This window comes from Micromonospora sp. CNZ309, assembly GCF_002846525.1.
Genome location: NZ_PJNG01000001.1, coordinates 5,837,927 through 5,854,611 on the forward strand (window position 1 = coordinate 5,837,927; position 16,685 = coordinate 5,854,611).

Consider the following 16,685-nt stretch of genomic DNA (forward strand, 5'->3'; position numbering starts at 1 on the left):
CGATCGAGGATCATGCACACTCCGACCGGCGGGTGCCGACGGTGCGGGTCGTCCGTTGGCTGCGAAGCCCTGGGGAGGGTCGATGCCGGTGCGTGCCTGCGCGGTGCCGAATCGACTCGCCCACGTCTGACGGGAGCGACGTCCATGTCCTACGTGGCCCCGGCGGAGTTCGTCGCGAAGATGATCGACGCGGGCGAGTCGAAGGTGTTCATGTCCACCCGGGACACGGTGATCCGCGCGTACATGGCGGGTGCCATCCTCGCGCTCGCCGCGGCGTTCGCGGTCAGCGTCACCGTGGAGACGGGTCAACCCCTCGTCGGGGCCCTTCTCTTCCCCGTCGGATTCTGCCTGCTCTACCTGCTCGGGTTCGACCTCCTGACCGGTGTGTTCACCCTCGTTCCCCTCGCGCTGATCGACCGGCGGCCGGGCGTCAGGGTGCGTTCGGTCCTGCGTAACTGGGGCCTGGTCTTCGTCGGCAACTTCGCCGGCGCGCTCACCGTCGCGTTCATGATGGCCGTGATTCTGACCTTCGCCTTCAGCGTGGACCCGAACGAGGTCGGCCAGCGGCTCGGGACGATCGGCGAGTCGCGGACGGTCGGGTACGCCGACCACGGGGCCGCCGGGATGCTGACCCTCTTCATCCGTGGTGTCCTGTGCAACTGGATGGTCTCCACCGGCGTCGTCGCCGCGATGATCTCGACGTCGGTGTCGGGGAAGGTGATCGGCATGTGGATGCCGATTCTGGTCTTCTTCTACATGGGATTCGAGCACTCCGTGGTGAACATGTTCCTGTTCCCGGCTGGCCTGATGCTCGGCGGCGACTTCTCGCTCACCGACTACCTGTTGTGGAACGAAATTCCGACGGTGGTCGGCAACCTCGTGGGCGGCCTGGTCTTCGTGGGGCTCGCCCTCTACGCGACGCACGTCCGTACCGGTGCGACCCGCAACCGCCCGCGCATCGAGAAGGCGGCATCCGGGCCACGGTGAGCACGGCAGTTCCCACGCGTGCATCTGGGGCGAAAGCTCCCCGATCTGGTTCACCAACTACGGATCAGATGCCCGGCCGCACCCGCCTCGCGCAGGGCGACAGGTGGTCGGTCGGCAGCGGCCACCGCGCGCCGCCGGGCGGTGGCCGGTCGCAGAAGACCCAATGGCGTACGCCCTGCTGGTCCTCGGCCGACACGGTGACCCCGCCGGGCTCGACGCGGGCGCTGAGCCGCGCCAGCACCCGGGCGGCGGTCCGGGCGAGGATCCGGGCCCGGAGCAGGTCGGGCGCGGTGACCGGCAGGTGGATCACCCAACGGTCGGTCATCGGTAGAGATGGTTTGTCGACTGGGCGCTCTGCCAGGCGCGCAGCCCGTTCTTGATCCGTACGTTTTCCTCTTGCACCGCGACCAGGGCGGTCTGCGCGACGGCGAGTTCGTCGGCCATGGATCAATACTGGGTGGGCCAACCGACTGCAAGGGGCCCCGCTGTGCCCATTCCGCCCACCATGGATGAACTGCTGGACGATCTGCGAAGCAAGATCAAGGACGGGACGTATCCGCCGGGCAGTCAGTTGCCGTCAGGCCGCGTTCTCGCCGACTCCTACGATGTCTCCCACTCGACGATCCAGCGAGCGGTCGCCACGCTGCGGGAGCAGGGTGTGCTGGTCGGCCGCCCGGGGCGGGGCGTCTTCGTCGCGGACAACGCGCCACGCTCGCCCCGTGGCAATCGTTGACTCCGGCCGACACCGCAACCGGAGGCCCCGCGCGCTGATACCTGCGCGGCATAAGAATACCTGTGGGGTATCGAGGCGAGGGGGGACTACATCGCCGGCAGCCGAGGTCCGGCACAGCCAGTCACGGCCTGACCGTCGAGGGCGGCTGAATCGTCTACGACATCAGCTCCACAGCGAGCGCGGGGTGTGTCAGGAGCCCGCCGAAGCGCACTGAGCCGACTACGTTGCGCAGGTCAGTCGACCGTCGGCAGCTTCGGGCCGAGGACGTCGTCGGCGTCGACGATCGTGTACGCGTACCCCTGCTCGGCCAGGAAGCGCTGCCGGTGGGCCGCGTACTCCGTGTCGATGGTGTCCCGGGAGACGACCGTGTAGAAGTGCGCCTGCCGACCGTCGGCCTTCGGTCGCAGGACCCGGCCGAGCCGCTGCGCCTCCTCCTGACGGGAGCCGAACGTGCCGGAGACCTGGATCGCCACCGCTGCCTCGGGCAGGTCGATGGAGAAGTTGCCGACCTTCGAGATGACCAGGGTGCGGACCTCGCCGGAGCGGAAGGCGTCGAAGAGCCGCTCGCGTTCCTTGTTGGTGGTCGAGCCCTGCACGATCGGGGCGTCCAGGTATTCGCCGAGTTGGTGGAGCTGGTCGATGTAGCCGCCGATGACGAGCACCTGCTCGTCCGGGTGCCGGTCCACCAGCGCCTTCACCACGGGCAGCTTCGTGCGGGCGGTCGCCGCCATCCGGTAGCGCTCCTCGGCCTCCGCCGTCGCGTACGACATGCGCTCCGCGTCGGTGAGGGTCACGCGTACCTCGGTGCACTGGGCCGGGGCGATCCAGCCCTGCTGCTCGATGTCCTTCCAGGGCGCGTCGTACCGCTTCGGGCCGATCAGGCTGAACACGTCGCCCTCGCGGCCGTCCTCGCGTACCAGAGTCGCCGTGAGGCCCAGCCGGCGGCGGGCCTGGAGGTCCGCCGTGAAGCGGAAGATCGGCGCGGGCAGCAGGTGCACCTCGTCGTAGACGACCAGGCCCCAGTCGCGGGCACCGAACAGGTCCAGGTGGGTGAACGCGCCCTTCTTGCGCGAGGTGAGCACCTGGTACGTGGCGATGGTGACCGGGCGGATCTCCTTGCGCTCGCCCGAGTACTCGCCGATCTCCTCCTCCGTCAGCGACGTGCGCGCGATCAGCTCGCGCTTCCACTGCCGGCCGGCGACCGTGTTCGTGACGAGGATCAGCGTGGTCGCCTTCGCCTCGGCCATCGCCGCCGCCCCGACCAGCGTCTTGCCGGCGCCGCAGGGCAGCACCACGACACCCGACCCGCCGGCCCAGAACGCCTCCACGGCCTCCCGCTGGTACGACCGCAGCGTCCACGGCTTCCCACCGTCCTTGCCGGCCTCGGCCAGCTCGATGGGGTGCGCCTCGCCGTCGACGTAGCCGGCCAGGTCCTCCGCCGGCCAGCCGAGCTTGAGCAGCGCCTGCTTGAGCCGGCCGCGCTCCGACGGGTGCACCGCGATCGTGTCGTCGTCGAGCTTCGCGCCGAGCATCCCGGCGAGCTTCTTGCTCTTCGCGACCTCGATCAGCACCACCCGGTCCAGCGCCCGCAGCACCAGGCCGTGCGCCGGGTCGTTGGCGAGTTGGAGGCGGCCGTACCGGTCCATCGTCTCGGCCACGTCGACCAGCAGCGCGTGCGGCACCGGGTAGCGCGAGTACTTGATCAGGGAGTCGACCACGCCCTCGGCGTCGTGGCCGGCGGCGCGCGCGTTCCACAACCCGAGCGGGGTCAGCCGGTAGGTGTGCACGTGCTCGGGGGAGCGCTCCAGCTCGGCGAAGGGCGCGATGGCCATCCGGCACGCCTGCGCGTCGGGGTGGTCGATCTCCAGCAGCAGGGTCTTGTCCGACTGCACGATCAGGGGTCCACCGCTCACGCCAGTGCCTCTCCTCCGCCTCGGGTCGCCGGCTGTCCGGGAGGCGATAGACGCGCCCAGGCCGACCCACCAGTGTTGCACGCACCCGGGTGACGGCAGAAAAATCTGCTCACCTGGAGCAACCGGAGCGGCGCTCGCAACGTCTAGCAAAGGGGACACCTGTCAGGGAGGCAGCATGAAACACGTCCGGATCAGCAGCCGGCTCGTCGCCCTGGCAGTGGTCACGCTGGTCGGTGCCGGTGCGTGCACGTTCGATCCGCAGGCCGACGGCGGCGGGGGCGGGGGACCCGTCGCGGCCGGGGCTGCGGAGCGGGTAACGGGGGCGAGCGGTGCGCCCGGGCCGGACCAGCGGGCGCAACCCAGCAAGGCGCCGCCGAAGCCCAAGGTCAAGCCGACGCGGGGCACGCCGGCACCGACGCGCCCCACGGTGAAGCCGACGCGCCCCGCGACGAAGCCCACCACGTCGCCGTCCGCCGCCGGCTGCCCGCAGGGCGAGCACCAGCGCGCGGTGGAGACGCACCTCGCCCGGCTGGGCGGGTTCGGGCGGGTGACCGTCGACGGCCGCCAGTCCGCCGCCGACTGCGCGGCCATCAAGAAGTTCCAGAAGCGGTACGACATCCGCCCCGCCCACGGCCGCGCCGGCCCCACGACGTACGACGTGGCGAAGCGGCTCGCCACCACCGACACGGCGCGCTGCCGGGCCGGCTCGGGCACCACCTTCTGCATCGACCTGACCCGGCAGACCACCTGGGTCATGCGCAACGGCAAGGTGCTCGTCAAGCCGACCGTCACCCGCACCGGCATGCCCGGCTACCGCACCCCGGCCGGCACGTTCACGATCAACTACCGCAACGTCAAGGAGTGGTCCGACCCGTACGAGGTGTGGCTGCCGTACTGGCAGCACTTCACCCGGGGCATGGGCTTTCACCAGACCACCACCTACCTGCACGAGAAGTCGATCGGCTCGCACGGCTGCGTCAACCTGCTCCCCGGCGACGCCGTCCGCTTCTGGGAGCTGGGCAAGGTGGGCAGCAAGGTCGTGCTGGTCGGGCGGCGCCCCGGCACCTGAGCCGCCCGGGGCACCCGGGCCACCCCGACACGCCTTGCGCGGCATCGCACAACTCGTCCGATCCGGGTTTTATCCCCTGTCACTCGCGCCTCGGCGGTGTCACGCTGGACCTCAGGCGTCGAACCGGACGGGGAGGCTGGAGATGACGGTCGACCGCGAAGTGGTCCCGGAGCACAGTCCCGCGCACGACCGGTCGCCCGTGGAGGAGGTCTCCACCGCCACCGTGGTCGCGTACGCGGTGGCGGCGGTGGTGCTCGTCGGCTGGTTCCTCTTCGGCTGGCTGGTGCTCGAACAGGGCTTCGTCGACTCGGTCGGCGAGTCGGCCGGCGCCGGGTTCACGCTGCTGCTGATCGTCTCCGTCGTCGGGACCGTACGCCGCAGCCGGCGCTGACCCGACCCGCTCAGTCCTCCAGCACCGCCGCCGTGATCCGGTGCAGGGCGAAGGTGTGCAGCATCTCCGTGCGGTCGTCCTCGGCGCGCAGGTAGCCCGCGCCCATCGAGACCGGCCGGACGAGCCGGGACGCGGTCGCCCCGTGCGCGTCGACGTACCCCACCCAGACCAGCGCCCGGTCCCGGACCGCCTGCTGGAGCACGGCGATCGCGTCGCTGTGGGAGGGCACCGGCGCCGGACCGGTGCGCCCCACCCCGCCCCGGACCACGGCCGGCGCCCGCCGCGCGGCCCGTGCCGCCGCGTCGCCGCGCCGGATCTGCTCCACCACCCCCAGCAGGCGGGGCATCGCCAGCTTCGGTGCGGTCAGCGGGTCGAGCGTCCTGGTCGTCACCGGCACCCGGGCCGGGGCCCGCCGGGCCTTCGGGCGGGCCAGCACCGCGGCCCCGCTCGCGTCCTCCGGCACCGGGGCGTACCCGGCGTCGCGCAGCGCCATCAGCATCCGGCCCACCTGGTACGGCGTCGACAGCACCGTCGGCGCCAGCCGGCGCAGCGCCAGCGGCTCCAACCGTCGGTCGGCGAGCACCTCCGTCAGCAGCGCCTCGTCGTCGCTGCGCACGTAACCACCGGCGGAGCCGACCCGCAGCCCGCCGTGCTTGCGGGCCACGTCGTCCACCAGGTACGTCAGCCCCTGCGGGACGGGGGTGCGGGACCGCCGCCGGAACAGGGCGTGCAGGTCGTCGGCCGAGTAGCCGGCGTCCAGGGCCCGGCGCACGCTCGCCGGGGTGACCCGGTGCACGCTCGCGCCACCGGCCGACTCGTGCTCCGCCACCACCTCCAACTCGGCGGCCAGCGCCGGATCGGGCGGGCCGGGCACCACCACCGTCAGGTCCGCCTGCACGAGGAAGTGGTCGACCGGGGCGGGCAGCAGCGCGTCGAGCGCGCGTACGGCGTTGGACGCGTCGCCGCTCTCGGCGTCGGAACGCAGCCCGAGCGGGTCGTCGCCGCCACGCTCGTCGGCCGCCGTCACGTCGGCGAGCAGCAGCCGCCCGTACGAGGTGAGCGCCCCCAGCCCCGTCACGCCCAGCGTGGCCGCCTCGGCCAGCACCTCGCGGTGCGCGGCCTCCCGCCCCCGGCTGCGCCGTGGCGCCCGCCAGTCGAGCAGCGCCAGCACCTCCTCGGGGGTGGGCCCGGTGGCCGGTTCCAGGTCGGCGAGGACCTCCAGCACGGCCCGTCGGGCGGCCGGCGCGCCGGCCCGTTCCGCCTCGGCGGAGAGCACCGTGATCGGCCGGTCCCGGTCGTCGCGCTGCCCCACCAGCCCGGCCTGCCGCGTCATGGTCAGCCAGGCCCGGGCGAGCTGCTCCCAGCGCTGCGCGAGCGTCCCGGCCCGCCACACCTCGTACCCGGCGGTGGGCAGGACCTGCTGGTCGGCGCCGTGCCGGGTGGTGGTGGCCCCGGGCAGGTCGACCTCGCCGACGAGCCCGCCCGCGTACGCCGTCTCCAGCAGCAGGGCCGCCGCCGACTCGTCCACCCCGACGGCCTTGGCGAGCCGGCGCAGGTCACGGACGCCCAGGCCGCCCGAGCGCAGCACCGGCGCCGGTTCGGCGGCGAGCTGCTCCAGCAGCGCCTCGGTGTGGCGTACCACCTCCATGGTCTGCCCGGCCCCGGCGGAGTCGGCGGCCTTCGGCTCGCGCGGCGCGGTGGCCACCGGCGGTGGGCTGCTGCGCAGCGGGCCGAGCGGGCCGCTGTCGCGGCGCAGCAGCAGGCCCACCTCGCGGGGCAGCTCGACGGTGCCGGTGACGCCGGCCCGGCCGCCGGAGACCGGCACCAGCAGGTGGTGGTCGACGAGCCAGCGCACCGGCGAGCCGGTCGGCGCGCCGCCGTTGGTCGGGTCGGGCGGCAGGTCGTCCTCCGCGCCGAGCGCGGGCGCCTGCAACGCGCCCGCCGGCACGCTTCCGACGGGCGGTCCGGCGGCCAGCCGGTCCAGGATCGCCCGGGCCGAGGGCGGCGCGGCCAGCAGCGTCCGCCGCAGCTTCGCCGGGTCCGCGCAGAGCGCCGCCGCCCGCGCGTCCAGCTCCGTCGCCGGTCGTCCCAGCCCCGCCGGGTACGGGGAGACCTCGTCGACGCTCGCCACCACGCGCAGGGCGTTCTCGGGGCCGTACAGCACGAAGAGCGCGCGCAGCCGGTTCACGGCGGCGCGGACGGTGGTGGGGGCGGGCGGCTGCGGCCCGGCGGTCGCCATGGCGAGGATCGTGTCGGTGGAGGTGGTCCGCTCGGCCGCGTCCCGGGTCAGCCGGGCGGCGTCCAGCATCAGCAGCGTGAACTGGTCCAGCGCGTCGAGGGCGCGAGCCACCGAGACCCGGGACTGGGCCCGGGTGGCGAGCGCGGAGACGTCGGCCGGCACGGGTACGACGAGGTCGGGCCGCAGCTGGAGGAGGGCGGCGAGCGACTCGTCGGGCAGCGACCGCAGGTGGTCGGCGAGTGAGGTGGTCATCGTCGTTCCACGCTAGCCCGGCAGGTGGTCCTCGCGCCCCTCGGACGTCCGGCTGACCCGGGGATGGGCGGGTACGTTCTCCCGCATGGCAGCGCTCACGGTCGGCTTCGACCTCGACATGACCCTCGTCGACTCCCGTCCCGGCATCGCCGACACCTTCCGGGCGTTGATCGCCCGCACGGGGGTGTACGTGGACGTCGAGGCCGTCGTGTCCCGGCTCGGTCCGCCGCTGCGTACCGAGATCGCCCGCTGGTTCCCGCCGGAGCAGGTCGACGAGGTCGTCCGGACGTACCGCGAGCTCTACCCGGCGTACGCCATCACGCCCACCGTCCCGCTCCCCGGCGCCGTCGCCGCGCTCGACGCCGTACGCGACAGCGGAGGCCGCGTGCTGGTGGTGACCGCCAAGCACGGCCGCCTGGCCCGGCTGCACCTCGACCACCTCGGGCTGGTGGTCGACGAGGTGGCCGGCGACCTGTTCGCGGAGGGGAAGGCGACCGCGCTGCGGCAGCACGGCGCGACCCACTACGTCGGCGACCACGTGGCCGACATGGTGGCCGCGGGGGCGGCGGGCGTACCCGGGATCGCGGTCGCTACCGGCCCGTGCACCCCCGACGAGCTGCGCGCGGCCGGGGCGGCGGTGGTGCTGGATGATCTCACCGGATTCCCGGCGGCGCTCGACGGGATGATCCGGCTAGCCTTGGAGCGGTAGACGTCTCAAGCTCAAGCGAAGCAGGGGTTCTCAGGTGCCGACGGGTCGAGTGAAGTGGTTTGACGCGGCCAAGGGATACGGGTTCGTCACCAGCGACGAAGGTGGCGACGTGTTCCTGCCCAAGGGCGCGCTACCGACGGGTGTCACCGACCTCAAGGGCGGTCAGCGGGTCGACTTCAGCGTGGTGGACAGCCGCCGGGGCGCGCAGGCGATGGGGGTCAAGCTGCTCGACGCCCCGCCGTCGATGGCGGAGCTGCGCCGCCGGCCGGCGGAGGAGCTGCACGGCCTCGTCGAGGACATGATTAAGGTGCTGGAGGCGAAGGTCCAGCCGGACCTGCGCCGAGGTCGCTTCCCGGACCGCAAGACGGCGCAGAAGATCGCTCAGCTGGTCCACGCGGTCGCCAACGAGCTGGAGGTCTGAGGCACCAGCCCGGCGTCGGCGGCCCGGCCGAGCAACGCCTGGACGGCGGCGAACCCCGCGTCCCCCAGGTCGGCGGTGAACTCGTTCACGTAGAGCCCGATGTGCCGGTCCACCACGTCGGGCTCCATCTCCTGGGCGTGCGCCAGCACGTACTCCCGGCTGGCGGCGGGATCGGCCCAGGCCCGGCGCACCGACTCGCGGATCCACCCGGCGGCGGCCTCCGGGTCGACCGCGCCGCGCCGGGCCAGGATGGCCCCGAGGGGGATGGGCAGGCCGGTGTCGGCCTCCCACCACTCGCCGAGGTCGACCAGGGCGGTCAGGCCGTGCCGCGGGTAGGTGAACCGGGCCTCGTGGATGACCAGCCCGGCGTCGTACCGGCCGGCCGCGACGCCCGGCATGATCTCGTGGAACGGCACGACCTCGATCCGCGCGGGGGGCCGCTCGGCAGCCCAGAGCCGGAAGAGCAGGTACGCCGTGGTCCGGTCGCCCGGCACCGCCACCGTGGCACCACTCAGGTCGGGGGCGTCCGTGCCGTCGGGCCGCGCGGAGCCGTCGGGCTGGCCGGGGTCGCGGTCGCCGCGGGTCAGCACCAGCGGACCGCAGCCGCGGCCGAGCGCACCCCCGCAGGGCAGCAGGTGGTAGTCGTCCAGCAGCCACGGCAGCGCCGCGTAGCTCACCTTGACCAGGTCGAACGCCCCCCGCTCGGCAGCCGTGTTGGTCACGTCCACGTCGGCGTACGTGACGTCGACCGGCGGTGCGCCGGGCACGAGGCCGTGCACCAGGGCGTGGAAGACGAACGTGTCGTTGGGGCAGGGCGAGATAGCCAGCGAGAGCGCCACGCCCTCACCGTATCCCCGCCGTCGGCGGCCTGGCGGTGAGGGCGGCCGAGCCCCTGCCACCACTGGCACGCCGAGCCGGTACGCGGGCGCCGAGCCGGGCTGCCGCCGACGCGCGAGTCATGGGCCGAGCGGGACCTCGACGGCGAAGACGCGGGGCGGCACTGATGTCCCCGTTCGGCCCTGTCGAGCTGCCCTCATGGATGGGGTAGCCGCGACGCGGCAGATGAGCGAGTGGTGCTGGTGGACCGGCTCCCCACGGGTCTCGCTGGCCCTGGTTCGACGTGGTCGCACAAACGGGGCAGCTCGACAGCGCGCCGAAGAGCACCCGGCCGAGGGCCGCGCGACAAGCGACGCGCCGCTGCACAACCCCAAGGCGGTTATCCACAGGCTTATCCACAGGTGTGCCGCGCTTGTTGAAATGCGCTCGTGCCGTCGTCACGATCGAACACATGACGGAGCGGGGCGGTCCGATCGAGGTGGGGACGGTGCTGCGCGCTCTCCGGCGCCGGGCAGACCTGAGCCAGCGGGAGCTGGCGCGCCGGTCGGGCGTACCCAAGAGCACAGTGGCGCGGATCGAGGCCGATCCGGGAGTCGATCTGAGGCTGCGGACGGTGGAGCGGTTGGTCCGGGCCGCTGGTGGGGAACTGGCGGTCGGCGTCGCGACCGCTGGCCAGCGCACCACCGCCGACGGCCCGGGGACCGGCGGCGCGCTGGGGCCCGTTCCGCACGACGAACGACGCGACGAGGGTGGCCGCCGCTATCCCGCGCACCTCGACATCCGGGAGGTCCGGACGCTCAAGGACTGGCCGGGTGCGTGGTGGGGCCACTGGTACGTGCCGCGGGAGCAGTGGCCGGTGCGGGTGCCGGAGATGACGTACGACCTTCATCGTGGGCGACGCGACGAGCGACGGGTGCGGGAGCGGGCGCGCGCCGCCGTCTGCTTTCGTCGGGTGACGGAAGGGGTGCCGGACGGGTGCTGGCGGCTCGTGGCCCAACTGCCGGGCGGTGAGCTGGTCGGCGAACTCCGGGCACACGAACGCAGCGAGGACCTCCTGCTCGGCGAGGACCTGGGCGATCGGCGGGAGATGGTGTTGGACGGTGTCCTCGTAGCGCCCCAGCTGCGTTTCCTGGGCATCGGCCGTCGGTTGCTCCAGCTCCTCGGCGAGGAACTGGACCGGACCGGTATCCGAACTGTGCGCGCCATCGCCGGCGTCGGTGGCGTCGACTTCCTGATCGCCTGCGGCTATCAGATGGAGGCGAGTCGGCCGGCGGTCCTGCGGTTCGACCAACGGCCGAGGCCCAGAGAATGATCGCTGGGCCGGTCGGCAGCCGAGGCCGGCAGGCACAGGAGCAGGCAGACCGGCGGGCTCAGGTCAGGGCCGCGGCGGCGGTGGTGAGGGCGGCGAGCGCCTCGCGCATGCGCCAGGCGTCGCGGTCGCGGGGACCGACGGGGTTGGAGACGGTGCGCAGCTCGGCGAACGGGACGCCGGCCTGCGCGGCGGCGACGGCCACGCCGTACCCCTCCATGGCCTCGGCGACGGCGTCGGGGTGACGCCGGCGCAGGGCGTCCGTGCTCGCGGCGGTGCCGGTCACCGTGCTGACGGTGAGCACCGCGCCCACCGTCGCCGTCGGCAGCCCGGCCCGCAGCGCGGCCAGCAGCCCCGGGTCGGCGGCGAGCGCGAGGCCGCCACCGAGCCACTCCGGCGGCATGCCCAGTTCGTCCACCGGGAGGAAGCCCGCCGGCGACTCGGCGCCCAGGTCGGCGGCGACGGACACGGAGCCCAGCACCGTCGCGCCGACTTCCGCCCGGCCGGCGAAGCCGCCCGCCACGCCCGCGCTGACCACACCGCGGTACGAGCGCCCGGCCGCCTCGGCTAGCGCCAGCAGCCGGGCGGTGGTGGCGGCGGCGACGGCGGGCCCGACCCCGACCGGCAGCACCACCGTCGACGGGTCCGGAAGGCCCGCGCGGACCGCCTCGGCCTCGGCGGGCACCGCCGTGACGACCAGCAGGCCCGTCACGGCAGGGGTCCCTGCGGCTCCCGGCGGGTCTCGTCGTCCGTCCCGCCCGGTCCGCCCGTCCCGGCGACGGCAGAGGACGGCCGGTAGATGTGGTACCCGGGCGGGGCCAGGGACGGGTCGTCCAGCGGCCGGCCGGCCTGCGCCGGGGCGGGCGAGACGGGCGCGACCCCGGTCTCGGGACCGGCCTGCGCCTCGGTGCGCGTGCCGGCGCCGCCGCCCGTGCCGCGCGTGCCGGTCGCGTCTGCCGTGCCGGTGTGCGCGCCGGCAGTGTCGCGCGCGCCGTTGCCGCCGTTGCCGTCGTCCCCGCCCGCGTCGTCGGCCAGTTCGTCGTCGGCGAGCGGGCGGCCGGCCAGCCGCTCGGCACGCAGGCGGCCCGCCACCACCACACCGCGCACGGCGGCCAGCGTGCCGACCCCGGCGGCGACGGCGATGCCGATCCGGCCGTCGAAGGGTACGAGCCCCAGCCCGCCCCCGGCGACGAACGCGAGCATCAGCACGGTCTCGGAGTGGGCGAACGAGCTGGCCCGCAGCCGTTCCGGGATGCGCTCCTGGATCGAGGCGTCCACGGCGAGCTTGGCGATGCCGCTGACCAGCGCGGCCACCAGGCAGAGCAGGGCGACCATCGGCAGCGAGAACATCAGCGCCGCGAGGACCGCCACCCCGCCCACGATGATCATGCCGCTGGACTGGATCGCCACGGGTCGGTGGATGCGCAGCCGGGTGCCGATCGCGGTGGCGAGGAAGGTGCCCACGGCCAGCGCCGCGCCGACGAGGCCCAGCGCCCCCTCGTCGCCCAGGTCGCGGCCGAAGACGACGGTGGTCAGGTCGCCGGCCTTGATCGCGAAGGCGAGGAAGAGCAGCAGGAAGCCGTACAGGCCGCGCAGCGTCGCGGCGCCGATCAGGGTGGCGATCACGAGCCGGCCCGCCGGTCGTCCCCGGCCCAGCGGGCGGTCGCCGTTGCGTCGGCCGAGCACCCGCAGCGGTCGGGGCACCCGCTCCGGCGGCTCGGAGTCGGCCTTCGGCGGCAGCCGCAGGGAGATCACCATGCCGACCAGGAAGATGACCGAGGCGACCCGGAGCGGCCACTGCGGCCCGAACCAGAAGGCAGCCAGCCCGATCGGGGCGACCAGGGCGCCGGCCACCGTGCCGTAGACGCTGGCCCGGGCGCCCACCTGGGACAGGCCCAGCCCCTCGGGCAGCAGGCGCGGGACCGCCGCCGAGCGGGCCACCCCGTACGCCCGGGAGAGCGCCAGCACACCGAAGGCCGCCGGATAGAGGCCGAAGCCGTGGATGTAGTCGGAGATCAGCCAGGCCAGGAAGGCCCGACCGAGCATGGTGGCGGCCAGCGCGTACCGCCGGCCGTGGCGGAAGTGGTCGAGCAGCGGGCCGACCACCGGGGCGAGCATGGCGAACGGCACCATGGTCACCAGCAGGTAGAGCGCGACCTTGCTGCGTGCCTCGCCGAGCGGGACGTTGAAGAAGATCGTCCCGGCGAGGCCGATGGCGATCAGCGTGTCGCCGGCGCAGGAGAGCGCGTGCAGGTCGAAGAGGCGGACCATGCCGACCTCGCCCCCGGCGCCCCGGGCGCGCGCCCGGCCCGCCCGGCGGGTCATCCAGCGCCCACCGCTGACCGAGCCCCGGAACAGCAGGCGGACGGCCTTGATGCCGGTGCCGACGGTCCGCCCGAGTACGGACCGCCCGGAGCGGGAGAACAGCGGCATGCCCACCATCCTCACCCATCCGGTCCGTCCGTGCCGCACCACTGTCCCAGAACGTCATCGGCGGGTGCCTGTCGGTCTGCCGTACGCATGGGGAACAATGGTCTGGTGACCAGGCCCGCCTCCGCCCGTGCCGCTCGTCTCGACCAGGTCTGTGCCGCCGCCGTCGAGGTGGCGCGTGACGCCATCACCGAGGTCGACGCCTCGGACGTCGGCGACCACCTGCAGGCTGTCGCGGAGGGCGACCGGCTCGTCACGCACTACTTCGAGTGTCGGCTCGCCGGCTACCGGGGCTGGCGCTGGGCGGTCACCGTCACCCGCGTGCCGCGCAGCCGCAACGTCACGGTCTGCGAGACCGTGCTGCTGCCCGGCACGGACGCGATGCTCGCGCCCGGCTGGCTGCCGTGGCAGGAGCGGCTCAAGCCGGGCGACCTCGGCCCCGGCGACCTGCTGCCCACCCCGGCCGACGACGACCGGCTCCAGCCCGGCTACCTGCTCTCCGACGACCCGGCGGTCGAGGAGACCGCGTGGGAGCTCGGTCTCGGCCGGGCCCGGGTGCTCTCCCGCGAGGGGCGCAGCGAGGCCGCCCAGCGCTGGTACGACGGCGACCACGGCCCGTCCGCCGCGATCTCGGCCGCCGCCCCCGCCGCCGCCCGCTGCGGCACCTGCGGCTTCTACCTGCCGCTCGCCGGCGCCCTGCGGCAGGCCTTCGGGGCGTGCGGCAACTTCTACGCCCCCGACGACGGTCGGGTGGTCAGCGCCGACCACGGCTGCGGGGCACACTCGGAGACCCTGATCGAGGCCGCCGAGACCCCGGTCGAGGAGCTGCCGACGGTCTACGACGACAGCGCGGTCGAGCCCGTGGCGGTCAGCCGGGCACCGGGCTCCGTCGAGGCGGCCGAGCCGGCGGAGCCGTACGGGCACCCCTGACGCGACCGGGCGCGGGCCGGCCCGACGGGTCGACGTCGTCGCAGGTCAGCGGCCTGCGCGGCGGCGGCGCCGGTTGGCGTCGTGCCGCATCATCACGGCGAGACCGGGGAAACCCCACAGAAAACCGGCCAGGCAGGTCCACAGCCAGTCCTGGTGATCGTGCGCGGTCAGCCAGTCGCGGAAGAAGACCAGCAGCACCAGCCCGGCGAGCGCCCAGGCGGCCATCCCCGCGAGGGCGAACGGCACCATCGGCGGGTCGAGCGGCTCGGGCCGCGGTGGTTGCTCCTTCGGCACGCGGCAAGCGTACGCGATCAACTTTTCCTGCTGGCCGGTGATCTGCGACGATGCGCGCGACAACGGAAGATCACCTGCGAGGACCTGATGTCAGTAGCGCCGCCCGAGAACGGCACACCACCCGATCCAGCGCACCCGCGTAACGGTTTCGACCGGTACTTCGAGATCTCCGCCCGTGGCTCGACGATGAGCCGCGAGGTACGCGGTGGCCTGGCGACCTTCTTCACGATGGCGTACATCGTGGTGCTCAACCCGCTCATCATCGGTGGTGCCGTCGACGGCGACGGCAAGAAGCTCTCCATCGCCGCCCTCGCCGCGGCAACCGCCCTGGTCGCCGGCCTGATGACCATCCTGATGGGCGTGGTCGGCCGGTTCCCGCTGGCGCTCGCCGCGGGCCTCGGCGTCAACGCGCTGGTCGCGTACGAGATCGCCCCGGAGATGACCTGGGCGGACGCGATGGGCCTCGTGGTGATCGAGGGTGTGATCATCGCGGTGCTGGTGCTGACCGGCCTGCGTACGGCGGTGTTCCGCTCGGTGCCGACGCAGATGAAGACGGCGATCGGCGTCGGCATCGGCCTCTTCCTCACCATCATCGGCCTGGTCGACGCCGGTTTCGTGCGTCGGGTGCCGGACGTGCAGAACAGCACCGTCCCGGTGAGCCTGGGCATCGGTGGCAAGCTCGCCAGCTGGCCGCTGCTGGTCTTCGTGGTGGGCCTGCTGCTGACCATCGTGCTGCTGGTGCGCCGGGTCAGGGGCGCGATCCTGATCGGCATCCTCGGCTCCACCGTGCTGGCGATCATCGTCGAGGCGGTGGCGAACATCGGGCCGTCCTTCGTCGACGGCAAGCCCAACCCGAAGGGCTGGGCGCTGAACGTCCCCGAGCTGCCGAAGACCTGGGTGGACGTGCCGGACCTGTCGCTGATCGGCAACTTCAACGTGTTCGACTCGTGGAGCCGGGCCGGCTGGCTCGTCGTCCTCATGTTCGTGTTCACCCTGCTGATCACGGACTTCTTCGACACGATGGGCACGATGGTCGCGGTCGGCCAGGAGGGGAGCATGCTCGACGAGCAGGGCACCCCGCCGCGGGCGAAGGAGATCCTGCTGGTCGACTCGATCGCGGCGGCGGCCGGCGGTGCGGCGAGCACGTCGAGCAACACGTCCTACATCGAGAGCGCGGCCGGTGTGGCGGAGGGCGCCCGTACGGGCGTCGCCAACCTGGTCACCGGCGGGCTGTTCCTGCTGGCGATGTTCCTGGCGCCGCTGGTCGTGGTGGTGCCGTTCGAGGCGGCGTCCACGGCGCTGGTGGTGGTCGGCTTCCTGATGATGACCGCGGTCCGGACGATCGACTGGTCGGACTACGAGATCGCGATCCCGGCGTTCCTGACGATCGTGCTGATGCCCTTCACGTACTCGATCTCGAACGGCATCGGGGCCGGCCTGATCTCGTACGTGGTGGTGAAGCTCGCCCGGGGCAAGGCGCGGGAGATCCACCCGCTGCTGTACGGGGTGGCCGCCCTCTTCGTGCTCTACTTCCTGCGCGGGCCGATCGAGTCTGTGGTGCTCTGATCCTCGACACGCCACGCTCCGGGCCGGTCGGCCGATTCGGATACCCGGCCCGGAGCAGGGAAAACTTCTCGTGAGCATGGTCATATCGCATCTCATTCGCCTGGCTAATTAGTTAGGCTAACTATCGTGACGGAGCGGACGGTGACGGCGAAACGCGTGCCACCGGCGCAGCTGGCACCCCAGCTGCGTGACGCGATCACCCGGCTCAACCGACGGGTCCGCCAGGCCCGGCCGGTCGGCGACCTCACGGTCACCCAGCTCTCCGCGCTCACCAGCCTCCGGCTGGCGGGTGCGCTGACGCCTCGGGAACTGGCCGACGTGGAACGGGTGCAGCCGCCCACGATGACCAAGATCGTCGCGAAGTTGGAGGAGCGCGGCCTCGTGCGGCGCACCCCCCACCCGACCGACGGCCGACAGGTCATCCTGGCGGCGACCGAGGGGGGACGGGCCGTGCTCGACCAGTTCGAGCGGGTCCGTGACGAGTGGCTGGCCCGCCGGCTGGCCGAGCTGACCGAAGCCGAACGGGACACCCTGCGGCAGGCCGCCGAGATCCTTCAGCAGGTCGCCCGCGCCTGACCCGCGCCTCGTGCCACCGCGCCGTCCGA

Annotated in this window: 17 protein-coding genes and 1 pseudogene; 10 read left to right on the forward strand and 8 right to left on the reverse strand. The window is 73.3% G+C overall.

Annotated features, from left to right (window positions below):
- Positions 1 to 144 precede the first annotated feature (144 nt).
- Positions 145 to 987: a formate/nitrite transporter family protein gene (locus tag CLT72_RS25000; RefSeq protein WP_101413853.1), complete on the forward strand. Its 843-nt coding sequence runs from the start codon at positions 145 to 147 to the stop codon at positions 985 to 987.
- Positions 988 to 1,051: 64 nt separating this feature from the next.
- On the opposite strand, the gene CLT72_RS25005 is transcribed toward CLT72_RS25000, so the two are convergent.
- Together CLT72_RS25005 and CLT72_RS33050 are read right to left on the reverse strand one after the other, a co-directional pair.
- Positions 1,052 to 1,312, reverse strand: coding sequence for a hypothetical protein (locus tag CLT72_RS25005; RefSeq protein ID WP_101413854.1), 261 nt, complete (start codon positions 1,310 to 1,312; stop codon positions 1,052 to 1,054).
- Positions 1,309 to 1,431 (reverse strand): annotated as a pseudogene (locus CLT72_RS33050) (hypothetical protein); the annotation flags it as partial. The gene CLT72_RS25005 and the pseudogene CLT72_RS33050, both read right to left, overlap by 4 nt.
- A 61-nt stretch (positions 1,432 to 1,492) precedes the next feature.
- Between CLT72_RS33050 and CLT72_RS25010 the strand changes: the two are divergent.
- Positions 1,493 to 1,720 (forward strand): winged helix-turn-helix domain-containing protein, encoded by a 228-nt coding sequence (locus tag CLT72_RS25010; RefSeq protein WP_101415375.1) that lies wholly within the window; start codon positions 1,493 to 1,495, stop codon positions 1,718 to 1,720.
- 233 nt (positions 1,721 to 1,953) lie between these two features.
- On the opposite strand, the gene CLT72_RS25015 is transcribed toward CLT72_RS25010, so the two are convergent.
- Positions 1,954 to 3,633, reverse strand: coding sequence for a DNA repair helicase XPB (locus CLT72_RS25015; RefSeq protein ID WP_089002333.1), 1,680 nt, complete (start codon positions 3,631 to 3,633; stop codon positions 1,954 to 1,956).
- 175 nt (positions 3,634 to 3,808) lie between these two features.
- Here CLT72_RS25015 and CLT72_RS25020 point away from each other — a divergent pair, with 175 nt between their 5' ends.
- Together CLT72_RS25020 and CLT72_RS25025 are read left to right on the forward strand one after the other, a co-directional pair.
- On the forward strand, positions 3,809 to 4,702 hold the full coding sequence (locus CLT72_RS25020) for a L,D-transpeptidase family protein (protein WP_101413855.1): 894 nt from the start codon (positions 3,809 to 3,811) through the stop codon (positions 4,700 to 4,702).
- A 142-nt stretch (positions 4,703 to 4,844) separates the two neighbouring features.
- Positions 4,845 to 5,093, forward strand: coding sequence for a hypothetical protein (locus CLT72_RS25025; protein ID WP_101413856.1), 249 nt, complete (start codon positions 4,845 to 4,847; stop codon positions 5,091 to 5,093).
- Between the two features lie 10 nt (positions 5,094 to 5,103).
- Here CLT72_RS25025 and CLT72_RS25030 read toward each other — a convergent pair whose 3' ends face one another.
- On the reverse strand, positions 5,104 to 7,584 hold the full coding sequence (locus CLT72_RS25030; RefSeq protein ID WP_101413857.1) for a helicase-associated domain-containing protein: 2,481 nt from the start codon (positions 7,582 to 7,584) through the stop codon (positions 5,104 to 5,106).
- Positions 7,585 to 7,669: 85 nt separating this feature from the next.
- Between CLT72_RS25030 and CLT72_RS25035 the strand changes: the two genes are divergently transcribed.
- Positions 7,670 to 8,293 carry an HAD family hydrolase gene (locus tag CLT72_RS25035; RefSeq protein ID WP_101413858.1) on the forward strand — a complete coding sequence of 208 codons (624 nt, stop codon included), beginning with the start codon at positions 7,670 to 7,672 and terminating at the stop codon, positions 8,291 to 8,293.
- A gap of 34 nt (positions 8,294 to 8,327) precedes the next feature.
- Entirely contained in the window at positions 8,328 to 8,714 is a 387-nt protein-coding gene (locus CLT72_RS25040; protein ID WP_101413859.1) for a cold-shock protein, read from the forward strand.
- Here CLT72_RS25040 and CLT72_RS25045 read toward each other — a convergent pair.
- Positions 8,675 to 9,553: a 1,4-dihydroxy-6-naphtoate synthase gene (locus tag CLT72_RS25045; protein ID WP_101413860.1), complete on the reverse strand. Its 879-nt coding sequence runs from the start codon at positions 9,551 to 9,553 to the stop codon at positions 8,675 to 8,677. The genes CLT72_RS25040 and CLT72_RS25045 overlap by 40 nt on opposite strands.
- Before the next feature lie 449 nt (positions 9,554 to 10,002).
- On the opposite strand from CLT72_RS25045, the gene CLT72_RS25050 reads away from it, so the two are divergent.
- Positions 10,003 to 10,863, forward strand: a complete 861-nt coding sequence (locus CLT72_RS25050; protein ID WP_101413861.1) for a helix-turn-helix domain-containing protein — start codon at positions 10,003 to 10,005, stop codon at positions 10,861 to 10,863.
- A gap of 58 nt (positions 10,864 to 10,921) precedes the next feature.
- Here the strand turns inward: CLT72_RS25050 and CLT72_RS25055 are convergent, their stop codons facing one another.
- Both CLT72_RS25055 and CLT72_RS25060 read right to left on the reverse strand, forming a co-directional pair.
- Positions 10,922 to 11,572, reverse strand: coding sequence for a futalosine hydrolase (locus tag CLT72_RS25055; protein ID WP_101413862.1), 651 nt, complete (start codon positions 11,570 to 11,572; stop codon positions 10,922 to 10,924).
- Positions 11,569 to 13,293: an MFS transporter gene (locus tag CLT72_RS25060; protein WP_101415376.1), complete on the reverse strand. Its 1,725-nt coding sequence runs from the start codon at positions 13,291 to 13,293 to the stop codon at positions 11,569 to 11,571. Before CLT72_RS25060 ends, CLT72_RS25055 begins: the two co-directional genes overlap by 4 nt.
- Positions 13,294 to 13,380: 87 nt before the next feature.
- Between CLT72_RS25060 and CLT72_RS25065 the strand changes: the two genes are divergently transcribed.
- The gene (locus CLT72_RS25065; RefSeq protein WP_101413863.1) at positions 13,381 to 14,220 is read left to right on the forward strand and encodes a DUF3027 domain-containing protein; all 840 of its coding nucleotides are present in this window, start codon (positions 13,381 to 13,383) and stop codon (positions 14,218 to 14,220) included.
- Positions 14,221 to 14,265: 45 nt separating this feature from the next.
- Here the strand turns inward: CLT72_RS25065 and CLT72_RS25070 are convergent, their stop codons facing one another.
- The gene (locus CLT72_RS25070) at positions 14,266 to 14,514 is read right to left on the reverse strand and encodes a DUF2530 domain-containing protein (RefSeq protein ID WP_089002323.1); all 249 of its coding nucleotides are present in this window, start codon (positions 14,512 to 14,514) and stop codon (positions 14,266 to 14,268) included.
- A gap of 87 nt (positions 14,515 to 14,601) precedes the next feature.
- Here CLT72_RS25070 and CLT72_RS25075 point away from each other — a divergent pair, with 87 nt between their 5' ends.
- On the forward strand, positions 14,602 to 16,080 hold the full coding sequence (locus CLT72_RS25075) for an NCS2 family permease (protein ID WP_101413864.1): 1,479 nt from the start codon (positions 14,602 to 14,604) through the stop codon (positions 16,078 to 16,080).
- 126 nt (positions 16,081 to 16,206) lie between these two features.
- Positions 16,207 to 16,656, forward strand: coding sequence for a MarR family winged helix-turn-helix transcriptional regulator (locus tag CLT72_RS25080; protein WP_199184638.1), 450 nt, complete (start codon positions 16,207 to 16,209; stop codon positions 16,654 to 16,656).
- Positions 16,657 to 16,685: the final 29 nt, after the last annotated feature.